The sequence below is a fragment of the Bradyrhizobium sp. CER78 genome, from assembly GCF_029846235.1.
Taxonomy (GTDB): Bacteria; Pseudomonadota; Alphaproteobacteria; order Rhizobiales; family Xanthobacteraceae; genus Bradyrhizobium.
Genome location: NZ_JARVWP010000004.1, coordinates 518,165 through 534,589 on the forward strand (window position 1 = coordinate 518,165; position 16,425 = coordinate 534,589).

Sequence of the window (16,425 nt, forward strand, 5' to 3'; positions counted from 1 at the left end):
ACAGCCCAAGACTACCGCGTATGGCATTTGCGGGCTTCGGCAACTGACGCTTCCACGCCGCAAACAACGGATTGCGCGCTATTCGCGGCCACAGCTTCGTCTCGTCTTGCTCTAAAGCATGATGAGATTAGGTTGAGCTGGAACGGCATCGAAGGTTCACCTCTCCCTTGGGAGAGGTCGATTTGCAAAGCAAATCGGGTGAGGGATTATGCTCTATCGAGAGAGCAAGAGCCCTCACCCGGATTGCTTCGCAATCCGACCTCTCCCCGGCGGGAGAGGTGAACCAAGACCGCGCCAAGCCGGTTCAACCAAAACTCATCCCGATCTAGCTCCCGCCCCGCTCCTTGCGGAGCCGCGCCCAGTAATCCAGCCGCTTGCGGATCTCGCGCTCGAAGCCGCGGTCGGGCGGATCGTAGAAGGTCTGGCGGCCCAGCGCTTCCGGGAAATAGTCCTGGCCGGAGAACGCGTCGGGCTGATCGTGATCATACTGATAGCCGGAGCCATAGCCCTCCGACTTCATCAGCTTGGTCGGCGAATTCAGGATGTGCTTCGGCGGCAGCAGCGAGCCGCCTTGTTTTGCACTCTGCATCGCCGCGCCAAACGCGGTGTAGACCGCGTTCGATTTCGGCGCTGTCGCCAGATAAACCACGGCCTGCGCGATCGCGAGCTCCCCTTCGGGCGAGCCCAGGAAATCATAGGCATCCTTGGCGGCGTTGCAGACCGCGAGCGCCTGCGGATCGGCAAGGCCGATGTCCTCAACCGCCATGCGCACCACGCGGCGCGCCAGGAACAGCGGATCCTCGCCGGCATCGAACATCCGCGCGAGGTAATACAGCGCCGCATCCGGATCGGAGCCGCGAACCGACTTGTGCAGCGACGAGATCAGGTTGTAATGGCCGTCAGCCGACTTGTCGTAGATCGGCGCGCGGCGCTGCAGGATGGCCTGCAACTGCTCGGCGTTGAACACCTCGCCCTTGCGCGCGGCGCGCCAGACCTCTTCGGCCAATGTCAGCGAGGCGCGGCCATCGCCGTCGGCCATCCGCACCAGCACGGCGCGCGCTTCCGCATCGAGCGGCAGGGCCTTGCCCTCGATCTTCTCGGCATTGGCAAACAGCCGTTCGATCGCAGCCGTATCGAGTGAGTGAAACACCAGCACGCGGGCGCGCGACAGAAGCGCCGCGTTGAGCTCGAACGACGGGTTCTCGGTGGTGGCGCCGACCAGCACCACCGTGCCGTCCTCCATCACGGGCAGGAAGGAATCCTGCTGCGCGCGGTTGAACCGATGCACCTCGTCGACGAACAGCAGCGTGCCCTTGCCGGTCTCGCGGCGGGCACGTGCAGCATCGAATGCCTTCTTCAGATCGGCGACGCCGGAGAACACCGCGGAGATCTGCTCGAAATGCAGCTCGGTGGCATCGGCCAGCAGCCGCGCCACCGTGGTCTTGCCGGTGCCGGGCGGGCCCCAGAACACCAGCGAGCCCAGCGTGCGCGTCTCCAGCATGCGGGTCAGCGCGCCGTCGGGGCCGAGGATGTGATCCTGGCCGACGACGTCGGCCAGCGTGCGCGGGCGCAGCCGGTCCGGCAGCGGGTGTGGCGCGTCCTGCTCCATCCCCGCGGCGGCGAACAGGTTGCTGGCCTCGCGCGGTTGTTTCGGGCTCATCCGCCGAGCGTCACGTTGATCTGCTGGCCGCCGCGCACCAGCGTGACGCGCCAGATCCGCGAGCCCGCCTTCGATACCTTGTCGAGGTCACTGGTTCGCACGATCTTCTCGTTGTTGACCGCCAGGATGATGTCGCCCTTCTGGAAGCCGACATTGGCGGCGGTGCCGTCATCGGCGAGCTCGGTCACCACCACGCCCTCCGCGCCAGCGTCGAGATGCAGCTCATCGGCCAGCGCCGGCGAGATGTTGGCGACCCTCGCGCCCTGGAACGGCGAGCGCGCGGTCAGCACGATCTCGTCGCGGTTGGTGTCCGGCGCGGTCTCCAGCGGCACGGTCAGCTTCACCGGCTTGCCGGCGCGCTGCACCTCGATCTCGGCGTTGCCGCCGAGCGGACGGGTCGCGAAGCGGTAGTCGAACGCGTTGGGATCGTCGATCGGCGTGCCGTCGATGCCGATGATCAGGTCGGACAGCTTCAGCCCGGCCTTCGCCGCGGGGCTGTTCGGTGCCACGTTGGCGACCAGCGCGCCGGTCGGCAGCTTCAGTCCCAGCGTCTCCGCGATCTCTGGCGTCACCGCCTGCAGCCGCGCGCCGAGCCATGGCCGCTTCACGGCCTTGCCGCCGCTCTTGGCGGAGGCCACCACCACCCGCACCATGTTGGCGGGAATCGCAAAGCCGATGCCCTGCGAGCCGCCGGAGCGCGAGAAGATCGCGGTGTTGATACCGGCGAGCCGTCCGGTCATGTCGACCAACGCGCCGCCGGAATTGCCGGGATTGATCGCGGCGTCGGTCTGAATGAAGAATTGATAATCCGTGATCCCGACTTGAGTACGCGCCAGGGCCGAGATGATGCCGTGCGTCACGGTCTGGCCGACGCCGAACGGGTTGCCAATCGCCAGCACCACGTCGCCGACCTGCAGCTGATCGGAATTGGCGAAGTCGAGGGTCGCGAATTTCTCCTTGTTGGTGCCCTTCAGCCGCAGCACCGCAAGATCAGTGCGGCTGTCCTTCAACACGATCTCCGCCTCGTATTCGCGCTTGTCGGCGAGCGAGACCTTCACCTGGTCGGCGCCCTCGATCACGTGATTGTTGGTGACCACGAGGCCGGAGCCGTCGACCATCACGCCGGAGCCGAGCGAGCGCTGCATCTGCTCGGGCTGCTGGCCCGGCGCGCCGAAGAAGCGGCGGAAGAACGGATCGTCCATGAACGGGTTGCGGTTCTGCACCGTCTTGGCGGCGTAGACATTGACCACCGCGGGCTGCACCCGCTGCACGATCGGCGCATAGGACAGCTGGAGCTCAGCCTGCGACGACGGCACGCGACGATCCTGGGCCGCGGCCGGGGACGGATTCCCTATGAAAGCCAAGGCGCACAGAGCGAATATTGCAGCGAATCGGACGGGTTGGAGCATTCTCACCTCTCGTGGAAACGCCGGAATATAGGCGTGTTCGCCGGGCAAATGAAGGGCGCCGGGGCGGATAACTGGTCCCCGCCGGACCGGTGCAAAACCCCTGGCCGCCGCGTTGAAGCGCACCGCCAAGCATCTATGATGGCTGTCATCTCACTGCGCCGCTCCGCTTGTTGCCCGCGGACAACAAGCGGAACTGCGAAGCCTGGAAGCACTGTCGTGCGTCAGTCACGTTCGACTCCTAGGACGTCTCAGTGAGTGAGTGGGGACTTCAAACACAACAGGGGTGCACAATGGGTGCGACAAAAGTTGGTGCAATCGCCATCGGGCTGGCAGGGGCGCTCGCCGCCTCACCGGCCTATGCGCAATCGGCCGGAGGCGGCAGCGACGCGGAGATCGCGCTGCTGAAGCAGCAGCTGAAGATGCTCGAGCAGAAGCTCGACAAGCTGCAGAAGCAGACCAATGCCAACACCGCGACCGCAGCCAGTGCAAACGCCAACGCGAAGGCGGCGGATGCCAAGGCCGCGCGCGTCGCAAGCGCCAATGCCGCGATCCCAGTGAAGGGTCCGGTCGCACCGTCCGGCGTCGTGGTGACGATGCCGAACAACCGGCCGACGATCTGCACCGCCGACGAACAGAACTGCGTTGCGATCACGAGCCGCGTGCATTGGGATGTCGGGGGCTACGACTATCGTCCGAACACCGCGAACACCTCGCCACAGAAGCTCGACAGCGGCGAGAACCTGCGCCGCGCCCGCATCGGCATCGTCGGCAAGTTCTTCGGCGACTGGAATTACGCGCTGATCTACGACTTCGGCGGCTCGGCCGATGGCTTCGGCGGCGCGGCACCGGGATCGCTGCCAGGCGGCGGCACCTCGGGCGTCGAGAATGCCTATCTGAGCTACACCGGCTTCAAGCCGTTCGGCGGCAAGATGGCGATCGAAGGCGGCATCATGGACATCCCGTGGACGCTGGACGAATCGACCAGCTCCAACGACATCCTGTTCATGGAGCGCGCCTCGGTCGGTATCATCGCGCAGAACATCGCCGCCGGTGACTTCCGTTCGGGCGCCGGCACCCGCTGGTGGAACGACCAGCTCTGGATCGGCGGCTATGTCACCGGACCGACGACAGGCGCGATCCACTCCGCATCCTCGGTCACGCCGGCCGGCACGTCCGAGCAGTATGGCGGCGTCGTCCGCGTTGCCGGCAATCCGATCAGCGGCAAGGACTATTCGGTGCATATCGGCGCCGACGCGGAATGGCTGGTGCAGCCGCCGCGCAACCAGCTGACGCAGGCGCAGACGCTGACGCTGAGCGACCGGCCCGAGCTGCGCATCGACCCGACGACGCTGATCTCGACCGGCACGATCGCCAACGTCTCCGGCGCGCAGGTCTACGGCGTCGAGGCGGCGGCGACCTACGGCCCATTCATCGCGCAGGGCGAATACTACTGGTTCAATGTCGACCGCTCCGCGAATACCGGGCTGCCGCCGTTCGGCGCGCCAAGCCTGAAATTCGACGGCGGCTACGCGCAGGTCGGCTACGTGCTGACCGGCGAGAACCACGCCTACAACCCGGCAACGGCCTCCTATGGCGGTATCAAGCCGCACGATCCGGTATCGCTCGCCGGCGGCGGCTGGGGCGCCTGGGAAATCGCCGGCCGCGTCAGCACGATGAACCTCAACGACCAGGTCGGCCAGGCGGTCGGCGTCGCGGGTGGACGGCAGACCGTCTACACCGCCGCGCTGAACTGGTACGTCAACAACAACGTCCGCTTCATGCTGAACTACCTGCACGGCGACATCGCCAAGCAGGTCTCGACGACCTCGCCTGCCGACGCCGGCTCGAAGTTCGACGCGGTCGCGCTGCGCACGCAGGTTGCGTTCTGAGGCGACTTACCTCTCCCCAACGGGGAGAGGTCGAATTGCGAAGCAATTCGGGTGAGGGGTGCCGCTTCCTCGATGGAGCGTAATCCCTCACCCGGATCGCATCTTGCGATGCGATCCGACCTCTCCCTCCGGGAGAGGTGAAGCGCGAGTGCTGATCAGGCCGCGCGCTTCTTCTTCACAACGACCTCCGGCGCCGGCGCACAGGACAGCCGGTCCTGATGGCCCTCGCCCCAGGCTTTCAGAATATCGATCACCGGACGCAGGCTCTCGCCGAGTTCGGACAGCGTGTATTCGACCCGCGGCGGCACTTCGGCGTAGACCTTGCGGATCACGAGACCGTCGTCCTCGAGCGCCCGCAGCTGCTTGGTCAGCATGCGCTGGGTGATGCCGGGCATCCGCCGCCGCAGCTCGCCGAACCGCTGCGTGCCGGCCTGCAGGTGGTACAGGATCACGCCCTTCCATTTGCCGTCGATCAGGTCGAGCGCGGCCTCGACCGCGCAGCCCGGCCGGCGGGCAAAATTCTTCCGTTTCATCGGCAATTTCCCAATAGTATACAAACAGGGACTAGTTCCCTGATTTTACAGTACTTGCCAAAAGGACGCCAGCGCGACAGGTAAGACGGCAGGCAATCGCCCACCAGGGAGACCAGGCATGAAGGCCGTCGGATACCAAAAATCGCTGCCGATCGAGGCGGCGGATTCGCTCGTCGATTTCGAGATCGCCAAGCCCGAACCCAGGGGGCGCGACATCCGCGTCGCGGTGAAGGCCATCTCGGCCAACCCGGTCGACTACAAGGTGCGCAAGCGTGCGGCGCCGACCGATGGCGGCTACAAGATCCTCGGCTTCGATGCGGCCGGCGTGGTCGACGCGGTCGGGCCCGACGTGTCGCTGTTCAAGCCCGGCGATGAGGTGTTCTACGCGGGCTCGATCCTGCGCCAGGGCACCAACTCGGAATTCCATCTGGTCGACGAGCGCATCGTCGGCAACAAGCCGGCGTCGCTGTCCTTCGCGCAGGCCGCCGCCCTGCCCCTGACCTCGATCACCGCATGGGAGCTGCTGTTCGACCGGCTCGGTGCGGTGCCGGGCAAGAGCCTCGATCCGCGCACGCTGCTGATCACCGGCGGCGCCGGCGGCGTCGGCTCGATCCTGATCCAGCTCGCGCGCCGCCTCACCGGGCTGACCGTGGTTGCGACCGCGACGCGGCCGGAGTCGCAGAAGTGGTGCCTCGATCTTGGCGCACACGCGGTGATCGATCACTCGCAGCCGATGAAGGAGCAGATCGAGAAGCTGAAGCTGCCGCCGGTCGGCCTCGTCGCCAGCCTCACCTTCACCGACCAGCACTACAAGTCGATCGCCGACTTCATCGCACCTCAGGGCAAGTTCGGCCTGATCGACGATCCCGCCGAATTCAACGTTGCCGCGTTCAAGGGCAAGGCGGTGTCGATCCATTGGGAGTCGATGTTCACCCGCTCGTCGTTCCAGACACCCGACATGATCGCGCAGCATCATCTGCTCAACGACGTTGCCGACCTGATCGACAAGGGCGTGCTGCGCACCACGCTCGACCAGACCTTCGGTACCATCAACGCTGCGAATCTCAAGCGCGCCCATGCGCTGCTCGAAAGCGGCAAGTCGCGCGGCAAGATCGTGCTGGAGGGGTGGCAGACGATTCCGTAGGGTGGATTAGCCGACCACGTCCGCCGTAGCTCAACGAGCGAAGGCGGAAGGCGTAATCCACCGCGCCGCGCGCAAAGGCGGCGGGTTCGCTACGCTAACCCGCCCTACGCACCAACCGCCCTACGCACCTCCCAAGATATCCCCACAGGCCGGCGCGGCGCTTTTGCCAAAGCCACCACGGCCTGTATGATCCGCGGCAACGATCACCCCGTCCTCAATCCGGCCGTGCAGGACACGGCCGGAACGGTGGTGACGCCCCAAGGGGATACAGGGGATGGGAGGAAACCGATGAGTTTGCTCACGGCCGATCCGTCGCGGATCGATCCGGAGTGGATGACGCGGGCGCTGCGCGAAGCCGGCCTGATCGACCAGGCCAGGGTCGTCGGTCTCGTCTGCACGCCGGTCGGCAATGGCCTCGTCGGCGACAGCTATCGGTTTCATCTGACCTATGACGGCAACGAGCCGCGCGCGCCCGCAAGCGTCGTCGGCAAATTCCCTGCTGCGGATCCCGACAGCCGGCGCTCCGGATCCGCGCACACGCTTTACGTCCGCGAGGTCGCGTTCTATCGCGAGCTGGCTGCAACCGTTGCCATTCACACCCCGCGGCCGATCTTCGCCGAGATCGATCCGGCGACCGACGACTTCACGCTGATCCTGGAGGACCTCGCGCCCGCGCGCCCCGGCGATCAACTCGCCGGCTGCTCGATCGAGGATTGCCGGACGGCGCTGATTGAGGCGGCCGCGCTGCATGCGCCGCGATGGAACGATCCGACGCTCGACACGGTGCAATGCTTCACGGTTGCCGCCAGCCGGCGCAGAGACCTTCGCGCGGTGCTGCCCGGCATTATCGGTCACTACAAGGAGCGCTATCGCGGCGTGATCGAGTCGGAATTTCTTGATCTGATCGACAAGCTTCCGGACGCGATACCGCGCTACCAGTCCGATCGATCAGTGCCGCGAACGCTGCAACATGCGGACTTCCGGCTCGACAACATCCTCTTTGACGTCCGCGGCAACACCCGTCCGATGGCGACGCTGGATTGGCAGACGCTGACGGTGGGGCCTGGGATCGTCGACGTCGCCTATTTCCTGTCGGCCGGCGTCGATCCATCCGAGCGGCGATTACATGAAATTGACCTGGTGCGATTCTATCATTCGGAGCTGATCCGCCGCGGCGTGCGGGACTATGGCTGGGATCAATGCTGGCGGGATTACCGGCGCTACACGCTGCATGGAATCATGATGGGCGTCGTCTCCGCGCTCAGCGTCCAGCGCTCCGAGCGCGGCGATGCGCTGTTCCTGAAAATGACCCGCGGCGCCTGCGCGCAAGCGTTGAACCACGACAGTTTCTCATACTGGCGGGACTAACATCGAAAGGGATCGGCGTGCTCAACAAACTTGACGACTTCCCCATCCACCAGACGCCGGAGCCGATCGCGGTTCCCTCGACCAGCGACCGCAATGTCTATGACCGGACCTGGTTCAATGGCTATACCGCCGACGGCGCGTATTATTTCGGCATCGGGATCGCGATCTACCCTCACCGCAAGATCCTCGACTGCGCCTTCAGCGTGGTGGAGCGCGGCGGACGGCAGCACTGCTTCTACGGCTCGCGGCGCGCGCCGCTCGAGCGCACCGAGACGCAGGTCGGTCCGTTCCGGCTCGAGGTGCTCGAACCGATGTTGCGGACCCGCGTCGTGCTCGACGACAACGCGACCGGCCTTGCCTGCGACCTGACCTTCTCCGCGCGCACGGCGGCGATCCAGGAAGCCCGCCAGACGCTCTGGTTGGGCGACCGCCGCGCGATGGATTCGACCCGGTTCGACCAGTTCGGTCGCTGGAGCGGAGTCGTGCATCACCCCGACGGCGGGATCAAGGTCGACGATCGCACCTGCTACGGCACCAAGGATCGCTCCTGGGGCGTGCGCAATGTCGGCGAGCGCGATGTCGGCGGCGCGCCGATGCCGCCACCGAGCGTGTTCTTCCTGTGGGCGCCGCTGGTCTGGGACGATCACATCTCGCACGCCATCTTCTTCGACGGCACGCAGGGCGAGGCACTGGTCCGCGAGGGCATCACCGCGCCGCTCTACCGCAGCGAGGCTGAGATCCCCGGCGTCGTTGACGGGCTCGACCGCCGCATGGCGACCGCGCGGCACCGCGTCAAATACGTGCCGAACACCCGGCTGGCGCAGTCGGCCGAGATCGACCTCGTCGATATCGACGGTCACACCACGACCATCGCGCTCGACCCGATCCTCAAATTCCAGATGAAAGGCCTCGGCTACGGCCATCCTCAATGGGGCCAGGGCATGTGGAAGGGCGAGCTCGAGATCGGCGGCGAGTCGTTCGATCCTGCGACGCTCGACCCGCTCGCCCGCGAGAACGTGCACGTGCAACAGGTGGTCCGCGCCCGCCAGGGCAGCCAGACGGGAATTGGCGTGCTGGAGCAGATATGCTTCGGCCCCTACCGTCCGGCAGGGTTCAGCGAGTTCCTGGACGGCGCCAAGGGATAGTTAGCTTGGCGGCACACCCTCAACGAACAGCAGCCGGCGTTCGAGCGCAGTTGCGCGATGCTTCAGCGCTTCGGCGTACTCCGCAGATGCGTACCATTCGCGCAGACGCACCATGGTCGGAAACTCGACGATGACGATTGCGTTCGGCGATGGACCGCCCTCCACCACCTCGGCGGCGCCACTGCGCACGATGTAGCGACCGCCATACTGTTCGATGGTTTTCGCCGCCAGCGTTCGATAGGCCTCGAATGCCGCAGCGTCCCGCATCTCGACCTCTGAAATCACATAGGCCGCCATGCACCCTCACGCGATGGTATTGACGATGCCGCCCTCGGCGCGCAGCGCAGCGCCGTTGGTCGCAGACGCCTGCTTCGAGCAGGCATAGACCACGAGGTTGGCGATCTCCTCGGTGCTGGCGAAGCGCTGCAGCAGTGAGGTCGGCCGGTGCTGCTTGACGAAGTTGGCGGCCGCCTCCTCGACCGACTGGCCGTTCTGCTTGGCGAGATCCTTGACGAAGGTCTCGACGCCTTCGGACATCGTCGGTCCGGGCAGCACCGAGTTGACGGTGACGGCGGTGCCGCGGGTCAGCTCCGCGAGCCCGCGCGCGATTGCAAGCTGCGCGGTCTTGGTCATGCCGTAGTGGATCATCTCGGTCGGGATGTTGAGGCCCGATTCCGATGAGATGAAGACGATGCGGCCCCAGTTGCGCTTCAGCATGCCCTGCATGTAGCCGCGCGACAGCCGCACGCCCGACATCACGTTGACCTCGAAGAAGCGGCTCCAGTCCTCGTCCGGAATCTCGAAGAAGCCCTTCGGCTCGAAGATCCCGGCATTGTTGACGAGGATGTCGACCTCGGGAAGCGCCGCGAGCAGCGCCTTGCAACCGGCCGCGGTCGAGACGTCGGCGGCTACGCCGCGCACCTTCGCACCCGATACCGCCTGCGCGATCGCGGCGACCGCGGCATCGACCTTGGCCCGACCGCGGCCATTGACCACGACCTCGGCGCCGGTTGCCGCCAGCCCCTTGGCAATGGCGTTGCCGATACCCGCGGTCGAGCCGGTCACCAGCGCAGTCTTTCCGGAAAGGTCGATTTTCATGAGAGGTCTCCTGTGAAGCGTACCGGACATATTTGGATGCGCGCGCGCCGATGCAACCGGGGTGCGAGCAGGCGCATGCGCAAATTCGCGGCAGTGCGGACCGGCATCTCGGCACCGCCGGCGACCGACGGCAACCATGTCGCGCGGATGACGCGTCAGGCACGGCGCGCATTTTCGTCGCGAGTCAAATCGTCGCGCAATTTGGTTGATGCATCGTCACTGCGACCTTCATCCAATCTTCATATGAAACATCGCGCGCACGCGGGTTGCTTTCACACATTGTCAATTCGCCGCCGCTAAGCGTCGCCGCAAACAGCGCGAGCTGTTGTGTTGGCAACCGGACGCGACCTGCTCTTCAACAACGACGTCCGGATCTCTGCGACTGAACAGGAATGCATCAGATGTTCGTTGTGTCCAGGATCAAGCCGTTCGCCGCTGATATCCTGAAGCGATTTCGCCCCAGCCTCAAAAGCCAGATCGCGATGCTCGGGATCGGCGGCGTCGCCATCATCAGCGTCACCTGCCTCGGCGGCCTCGACTACGCCGCCAATGTTCAGCGCGAGTCGGACGAGAACATGCGCTTCAGGGCGCAGCTGTCCGAGCTCTCGGACGGCTTCCTGGAGACGCAGCAGATCGCGGCCCGCTTCCTGAAGTCGCGCGATGAGGGCCTGGCGAAGCAGCTCGCCGCGCGCGTCGCCGATGAGATCGCCCTACTCGACAAGCTCGAAGCCTTCGCGATGGCCGCGCCGGAGGGTGATCCGATCCGGCAGGTCGCCTCGCTCCGGAGCGGAATCAATCTCTACGCGACGCGCTTCCAGAACATCGTCGGCGCCCAGCGCGTCCTCGGCATGACTGCGAACGACGGCTTGCAGGGCAAGCTGCGCAGCGCGGTCCAGCAATTCGAAGCCAAGGTCGGGCAAGCCGATCAGCCGCCCCTGACCGTCCTGCTGCTGACGATGCGTCGTCTCGAAAAGGATTTTGCGCTGAGTGGCGAGGAGCGGTTCGGCGACCAGCTCAACGCGCGCGAGGACGAGTTCGAGACCGCGTTGGCGGCATCCGCGCTCCCCTATGAGGTGAAGACCGAGCTGCTCGGTCTTGCCCGCGCCTACAAGCTTGCCTTCGCCGGCTTCCTGGTCTCGCGCCAGACGCTCGACGATCAGCTCGACGACCTCAGCCAGATCTTCGACCGCACCCGCCCAGTGCTGGTCAAGGTCGCGGACGCCGCCAACGTCCGTGCCGAGCTCGCGCAGCGCAAGGCCGACGCGTTCAGGCAGACGTTCAGCTGGCTGATCGGGATCGTTGCGTTCGTCCTGACGCTGCTTGCGATCCTGTTCGGCCGGCGGGTCGCGGGCCTGATCAGCCGGATGAGCGCGGCGATGCGGCAACTCGCCGAAGGGCAGTTCGACGTCGTGCTGCCCGGCCTCGAGCGCAGCGACGAGATCGGCGGCATGGCGCGGGCGGTCGAGAGCTTCAAGACCATGGCACAGGACAAGGCGCGCGCCGAGCTCGACGCCCGGCTCGAGGAAGACCGCCGCGCCGCGGGTCGGCACAGGGCCGAACTGGCGCGGCTCGCGGCGGCGTTCGAGGCCAGCGCCGGCAACGTCATCGCGACGGTATCAGCGGCCTCCGAGGAGCTTGCGGCGTCGGCGCGCGATCTGAGCGACACCGCCCATCACACCCAGGACCTCTCCGCCAATGTCGCGGCCGCCTCCGAGGAGGCCTCCGATAATGTCAGGCGGGTTGCGGCGGCGACCGAGCAGATGATCGCATCGGCCTCCGAGATCGGCCGCCAGGTCGGCGAATCGGCCAGCTTCGCCAGCGACGCGGTCGCACAGGCACAGCAGACCGACGCGCGGATGGCCCAGCTGGCATCGGCCGCAGACCGCATCGGCAACGTGGTGCAGCTGATCGCCGCGATCGCGCGGCAGACCAATTTGCTCGCGCTCAACGCGACCATCGAGGCCGCGCGCGCCGGCAACGCAGGCTCGGGCTTTGCCGTGGTCGCGCAGGAGGTCAAGACGCTCGCCAGGCAGACCGCCGAGGCCACCGAGGACATCCGCGCGCAGATCGCCGATATCCAGGCGGCAACGCGGGAGTCCGCCGGCGCGATCAGCGATATCGCAGGGATCATCCAGCGGATCGCGCGGATCGCCACCGATGTCGCCAACGCCATCGATACGCAAGGCAGCGCGACGCGGAGCATCGCGGAAAACGTTCGGATCGCCTCGGAGCGAACCTCGCAGGTCGCCGTCAGCATCGGACAGGTGGCCAGCGGCGCCTCGAGGACCGGCAGCGCCTCCTCCAAGGTGCTGAGCTCTTCGCGCCTGCTGTCCGACGGCAACGTCCGCTTGAGGCAGGAGCTCGACAATTTCATCGCGACGATTCGCGCGGGTTAGCGCAACAAAACAAAAACGGCGCCCGAAGGCGCCGCTTTCAAATCCTTGGCTCGAAGCCGGCTTACGCCGCCTCGGCTTCCTTGTCCTGGGCGGGACCGGAGTCCCGGCCCTTGGCGTCGACGTCGCGGTCGACGAACTCGATCACGGCCATCGCCGCGTTGTCGCCGTAGCGGAAGCCGGCCTTGATGATGCGGGTGTAGCCGCCCTGGCGGTCCTTGTAGCGGGTCGCCAGCGTGTCGAACAGCTTCTTGACCTGGTCCTGGTCGCGCAGCTCCGAGATCGCCTGGCGGCGCAGGGCGAGGCCGCCCTTCTTGCCGAGGGTGACGAGCTTCTCGACGATCGGCCGCAGCTCCTTGGCCTTCGGCAGCGTGGTGACGATCTGCTCGTGCTTGATCAGCGCGGCCGCCATGTTGGCGAACATCGCACGCCGGTGCTCGGCGGTGCGGTTGAGCTTCCGATGAACCTTGCCGTGACGCATTGACTTCTTCCTTCTTCAATTCTGTCGCGGTGGTTCAGCGACAAGTGCAGGCGGGCATCCTGCGTTCGCCCTGGGACGTCATTCCGGGGCGGCTCGCAGAGCCGAACCCGGAATCTCGAGGTTCCGGGTTCGATGCTTCGCATCGCCCCGGAACGACGAATTCTTAGTAGTGATCCTCAAAGCGCTTGGCGAGCTCGTCGATGTTCTCCGGCGGCCAGCCCGGCACTTCCATGCCGAGGTGCAGACCCATCTGGGCCAGCACTTCCTTGATCTCGTTCAGCGACTTGCGGCCGAAGTTCGGGGTGCGGAGCATTTCCGCTTCCGACTTCTGCACGAGGTCGCCGATGTAGACGATGTTGTCGTTCTTCAGGCAGTTTGCCGAACGCACCGACAGCTCGAGCTCGTCGACCTTCTTGAGGAACGCCGGGTTGAACGCGAGATCGGGGATGATCTCCTGCGTGACTTCCTTGCGCGGCTCTTCGAAGTTGACGAACACGTTGAGCTGATCCTGCAGGATGCGCGCGGCATAGGCCACCGCGTCCTCCGGCGTGATCGCGCCGTTGGTCTCGATCGTCATGGTCAGCTTGTCGTAGTCGAGGATCTGGCCCTCACGGGTGTTCTCGACCTTGTAGGAGACCTTGCGGACCGGCGAGAACAGGCTGTCGACCGGGATCAGGCCGATCGGGGCGTCCTCGGGACGGTTGCGCTCGGCGGCGACATAGCCCTTGCCGGTCGTGACCGTGAATTCCATGCGGATCTCGGCGCCGTCGTCCAGCGTGCAGAGCTGCAAATCGGGGTTGAGCACGGTGACGTCGCCGACGGTCTGGATGTCGCCGGCGGTGACGGCGCCCGGGCCCTGCTTCTTCACGACCATGCGCTTCGGGCCTTCGCCCTGCATCTTGATAGAGATGTCCTTGATGTTGAGGACGATGTCGGTGACGTCTTCACGGACACCGGCGATCGAGGAGAACTCGTGCAGCACGCCGTCGATGTGCACCGACTGCACCGCCGCGCCCTGCAGCGAGGACAGCAGGATGCGGCGCAGCGCGTTGCCGAGGGTCTGGCCGAAGCCGCGCTCGAGCGGCTCGGCGACCACGGTGGCGAACCGGCTCGCGTCCGAGCCCGGCGTCACCTGCAGCTTGTTCGGTCGAATGAGTTCTTGCCAATTTTTCTGGATCGTCACTTTTTCACCCTTTGCCGGTCATCGGGCCAATCGATCGGCCAAACCTGGCGTTGGAGATCGCGGATCAGTCCGCGCGGTCAATTCCAAAAACCATCGCGGGGCGGCAGATGCCGCCCGCGACTTACAGATCAAACGCGCCGACGCTTGCGCGGACGGCAGCCATTGTGCGGGATCGTGGTCACGTCGCGGATCGAGGTGACGGTGAAGCCCGCAGCCTGCAGCGCGCGCAGCGCCGACTCACGGCCCGAACCCGGGCCGGCCACTTCAACCTCCAGCGTGCGCATGCCGTGTTCCTGCGCCTTCTTGGAGACGTCTTCAGCCGCAACCTGCGCGGCATAGGGGGTCGACTTGCGCGAGCCCTTAAAGCCCATCGTGCCGGCCGACGACCAGGCGATGGTGTTGCCCTGCGCGTCGGTGATGGTGATCGTCGTGTTGTTGAACGACGAATTCACGTGCGCGATGCCGGAGGCGATGTTCTTGCGTTCGCGGCGGCGTACGCGGGTGGCTTCCTTGCCCATTTCAAACCTTTCCTGTGATCTCAACGCCGCCGTAGTGCCAGCGGCTACACCTCAAAACGCAAATGGCGAGTAGCGAATTTCGATTCGCTACCCCCCACCTGCAATTCGCAAAACTTACTTCTTCTTGCCGGCGATCGCCTTGGCCGGCCCCTTGCGCGTGCGCGCATTGGTGTGGGTGCGCTGGCCGCGCACCGGCAGACCGCGGCGATGACGCAGGCCGCGATAGCAGCCGAGGTCCATCAGCCGCTTGATGTTGATGCCGACCTCGCGACGGAGGTCGCCCTCAACCAGATAGTCGCGGTCGATGACTTCGCGGATCTGGAGGACCTCCTGGTCGGTCAACTGGTTGACACGACGATCCACGGGGATCTTCACCTTCTCCATGATGTCGGCAGCGTTCTTCTGGCCGATGCCATGGATGTACTGAAGCGCGATCAGGACGCGCTTGTTGGTCGGGATGTTGACGCCGGCAATACGGGCCACGGACTTCTCTCCTGTCGCCGCTCCATCACGGATACGGGCTTCTCAAGTTCTTGCTACCTGCGGGCTTGTGTCCACAAACGCGAACACGACGCCCACCCCTCGTGTCCTTTGGGGCCCGGCATCGTCATAAAACTATCCGACTTGGATGCGGGGCTTATTAAAGGATTCATGTCGGTTTCGTCAACCGCTCCTAGCGTTTAGCTCGCTTTTTCGTGAGCTTTTTTGCTGCCTTTTTGGGCGCTTTTACCCCCTTCCGGGCATTCGCAGCGCTGGCGGCCTTCTTTCCAGCCTTCTTGGCGGCTTTCTTCGTCCCCCTGGTGTTGGAGACCGCCTTGGTGGCCTTCCGGGCTGGTTTGGCGGCCTTCTTGACCGATTTAGCAGCCTTCTTGGCCGCCTTCTTCGCGGTCTTCTTGGCCGTCTTGGAGGCCTTCGACGCGCTCTTGGCAGCCCGCTTGGGCTCCTCGTGCTCCTTCGGCTCCAGCGCGCCGAGCGCGGTCAGGATCCGGTTGATCTCGCGGGTGACGTGCTCGATGGTCATCATGCCATCGACCGTCAGCAGCTTCCGCCGTTCCGAATAATAGTGAATCAGCGGTTCCGTCATGGAACGGTACTGCGCCAGGCGCTTGGTCAGCACTTCCGGCGTGTCGTCGAGGCGCACTTCCTCGCCGCGCGCACGGGTTTCCTCGGCACGCTTCTCGACTCGGGCGAGCAGCGCGCTCTCGTTGACGCGCAGCTCAACGACGGCATCAAGCTTCAGGTGCTTCTTCTTGAGCAGTTCGTCGAGCGCTTCGGCCTGCGGCACGGTGCGCGGGAAGCCGTCGAGAATGAAGCCCTTCTTGGCATCCGCCTCCTCGATTCGGTCGGCGATGATTCCCACCACGACCTCGTCGGGAACCAGGCCGCCATTGGCCATGATCTCCTTGGCCTGCAGGCCGACCGGGGTGCCTGCGGCAACCGCCGCGCGCAGCATCTCGCCGGTCGAGAGCTGAACGATGCCATGCCGGTGCACCAGCCGCTGCGCCTGGGTTCCCTTGCCCGAGCCCGGCGGCCCCAAAAGGATCAATCTCATATCTGTTTCGCCCCCCGGCTAGGTGGGCGACGTCCGCACACCTGTGTTTTGA

The 16,425-nt window shown here is 65.4% G+C and carries 15 protein-coding genes; 5 read left to right on the forward strand and 10 right to left on the reverse strand.

Going from position 1 to position 16,425, the window contains the following annotated elements:
* Positions 1-325 precede the first annotated feature (325 nt).
* Both QDT69_RS11325 and QDT69_RS11330 read right to left on the reverse strand, forming a co-directional pair.
* Positions 326-1,660, reverse strand: coding sequence for a replication-associated recombination protein A (locus tag QDT69_RS11325; protein WP_279706636.1), 1,335 nt, complete (start codon positions 1,658-1,660; stop codon positions 326-328).
* Positions 1,657-3,069 carry a DegQ family serine endoprotease gene (locus tag QDT69_RS11330; protein ID WP_279706637.1) on the reverse strand — a complete coding sequence of 471 codons (1,413 nt, stop codon included), beginning with the start codon at positions 3,067-3,069 and terminating at the stop codon, positions 1,657-1,659. Before QDT69_RS11330 ends, QDT69_RS11325 begins: the two co-directional genes overlap by 4 nt.
* Before the next feature lie 290 nt (positions 3,070-3,359).
* Here QDT69_RS11330 and QDT69_RS11335 point away from each other — a divergent pair, with 290 nt between their 5' ends.
* A complete protein-coding gene (locus tag QDT69_RS11335; RefSeq protein WP_279706638.1) occupies positions 3,360-4,958 on the forward strand; it encodes an OprO/OprP family phosphate-selective porin in 1,599 nt (532 codons plus the stop codon).
* 155 nt (positions 4,959-5,113) lie between these two features.
* Here the strand turns inward: QDT69_RS11335 and QDT69_RS11340 are convergent, their stop codons facing one another.
* Positions 5,114-5,491, reverse strand: coding sequence for a helix-turn-helix domain-containing protein (locus QDT69_RS11340; RefSeq protein WP_279706639.1), 378 nt, complete (start codon positions 5,489-5,491; stop codon positions 5,114-5,116).
* Between the two features lie 118 nt (positions 5,492-5,609).
* Here QDT69_RS11340 and QDT69_RS11345 point away from each other — a divergent pair, with 118 nt between their 5' ends.
* From QDT69_RS11345 to QDT69_RS11355, 3 genes are all read left to right on the forward strand, one after another.
* On the forward strand, positions 5,610-6,635 hold the full coding sequence (locus QDT69_RS11345; protein WP_279706640.1) for a zinc-binding alcohol dehydrogenase family protein: 1,026 nt from the start codon (positions 5,610-5,612) through the stop codon (positions 6,633-6,635).
* 288 nt (positions 6,636-6,923) lie between these two features.
* Entirely contained in the window at positions 6,924-8,003 is a 1,080-nt protein-coding gene (locus tag QDT69_RS11350; RefSeq protein WP_279706641.1) for a phosphotransferase, read from the forward strand.
* Between the two features lie 17 nt (positions 8,004-8,020).
* Entirely contained in the window at positions 8,021-9,148 is a 1,128-nt protein-coding gene (locus tag QDT69_RS11355; RefSeq protein WP_279706642.1) for a hypothetical protein, read from the forward strand.
* Here the strand turns inward: QDT69_RS11355 and QDT69_RS11360 are convergent, their stop codons facing one another.
* Together QDT69_RS11360 and QDT69_RS11365 are read right to left on the reverse strand one after the other, a co-directional pair.
* The gene (locus tag QDT69_RS11360; protein ID WP_279706643.1) at positions 9,149-9,445 is read right to left on the reverse strand and encodes a DUF1330 domain-containing protein; all 297 of its coding nucleotides are present in this window, start codon (positions 9,443-9,445) and stop codon (positions 9,149-9,151) included.
* 6 nt (positions 9,446-9,451) lie between these two features.
* Positions 9,452-10,246 carry an SDR family NAD(P)-dependent oxidoreductase gene (locus QDT69_RS11365; protein ID WP_279706644.1) on the reverse strand — a complete coding sequence of 265 codons (795 nt, stop codon included), beginning with the start codon at positions 10,244-10,246 and terminating at the stop codon, positions 9,452-9,454.
* Positions 10,247-10,647: 401 nt separating this feature from the next.
* On the opposite strand from QDT69_RS11365, the gene QDT69_RS11370 reads away from it, so the two are divergent.
* Positions 10,648-12,642, forward strand: a complete 1,995-nt coding sequence (locus tag QDT69_RS11370) for a HAMP domain-containing methyl-accepting chemotaxis protein (protein ID WP_279706645.1) — start codon at positions 10,648-10,650, stop codon at positions 12,640-12,642.
* A 61-nt stretch (positions 12,643-12,703) separates the two neighbouring features.
* Here QDT69_RS11370 and rplQ read toward each other — a convergent pair whose 3' ends face one another.
* The 5 genes from rplQ to QDT69_RS11395 form a co-directional block, all read right to left on the reverse strand.
* A complete protein-coding gene (gene rplQ / locus QDT69_RS11375; RefSeq protein ID WP_279706646.1) occupies positions 12,704-13,120 on the reverse strand; it encodes a 50S ribosomal protein L17 in 417 nt (138 codons plus the stop codon).
* A gap of 163 nt (positions 13,121-13,283) precedes the next feature.
* On the reverse strand, positions 13,284-14,303 hold the full coding sequence (locus QDT69_RS11380) for a DNA-directed RNA polymerase subunit alpha (RefSeq protein WP_018272129.1): 1,020 nt from the start codon (positions 14,301-14,303) through the stop codon (positions 13,284-13,286).
* Between the two features lie 128 nt (positions 14,304-14,431).
* Positions 14,432-14,821, reverse strand: coding sequence for a 30S ribosomal protein S11 (gene rpsK, locus QDT69_RS11385; protein ID WP_006021048.1), 390 nt, complete (start codon positions 14,819-14,821; stop codon positions 14,432-14,434).
* 114 nt (positions 14,822-14,935) lie between these two features.
* Complete coding sequence (gene rpsM, locus QDT69_RS11390) at positions 14,936-15,304, reverse strand: 30S ribosomal protein S13 (RefSeq protein WP_016843766.1); 369 nt, start codon at positions 15,302-15,304, stop codon at positions 14,936-14,938.
* 190 nt (positions 15,305-15,494) lie between these two features.
* A complete protein-coding gene (locus tag QDT69_RS11395) occupies positions 15,495-16,373 on the reverse strand; it encodes an adenylate kinase (protein WP_279706649.1) in 879 nt (292 codons plus the stop codon).
* Between the last annotated feature and the right edge of the window lie 52 nt (positions 16,374-16,425).

What these genes read in the sequence shown, in the direction of transcription:
- QDT69_RS11325 (WP_279706636.1), bottom strand. Translation starts at nt 1,660, where the DNA reads ATGAGCCCGAAACAACCGCGCGAGGCCAGCAACCTGTTCGCCGCCGCG.
- QDT69_RS11330 (WP_279706637.1), bottom strand. Translation starts at nt 3,069, where the DNA reads ATGCTCCAACCCGTCCGATTCGCTGCAATATTCGCTCTGTGCGCCTTG.
- QDT69_RS11335 (WP_279706638.1), top strand. Translation starts at nt 3,360, where the DNA reads ATGGGTGCGACAAAAGTTGGTGCAATCGCCATCGGGCTGGCAGGGGCG.
- QDT69_RS11340 (WP_279706639.1), bottom strand. Translation starts at nt 5,491, where the DNA reads ATGAAACGGAAGAATTTTGCCCGCCGGCCGGGCTGCGCGGTCGAGGCC.
- QDT69_RS11345 (WP_279706640.1), top strand. Translation starts at nt 5,610, where the DNA reads ATGAAGGCCGTCGGATACCAAAAATCGCTGCCGATCGAGGCGGCGGAT.
- QDT69_RS11350 (WP_279706641.1), top strand. Translation starts at nt 6,924, where the DNA reads ATGAGTTTGCTCACGGCCGATCCGTCGCGGATCGATCCGGAGTGGATG.
- QDT69_RS11360 (WP_279706643.1), bottom strand. Translation starts at nt 9,445, where the DNA reads ATGGCGGCCTATGTGATTTCAGAGGTCGAGATGCGGGACGCTGCGGCA.
- QDT69_RS11365 (WP_279706644.1), bottom strand. Translation starts at nt 10,246, where the DNA reads ATGAAAATCGACCTTTCCGGAAAGACTGCGCTGGTGACCGGCTCGACC.
- QDT69_RS11370 (WP_279706645.1), top strand. Translation starts at nt 10,648, where the DNA reads ATGTTCGTTGTGTCCAGGATCAAGCCGTTCGCCGCTGATATCCTGAAG.
- rplQ (WP_279706646.1), bottom strand. Translation starts at nt 13,120, where the DNA reads ATGCGTCACGGCAAGGTTCATCGGAAGCTCAACCGCACCGCCGAGCAC.
- rpsK (WP_006021048.1), bottom strand. Translation starts at nt 14,821, where the DNA reads ATGGGCAAGGAAGCCACCCGCGTACGCCGCCGCGAACGCAAGAACATC.
- QDT69_RS11395 (WP_279706649.1), bottom strand. Translation starts at nt 16,373, where the DNA reads ATGAGATTGATCCTTTTGGGGCCGCCGGGCTCGGGCAAGGGAACCCAG.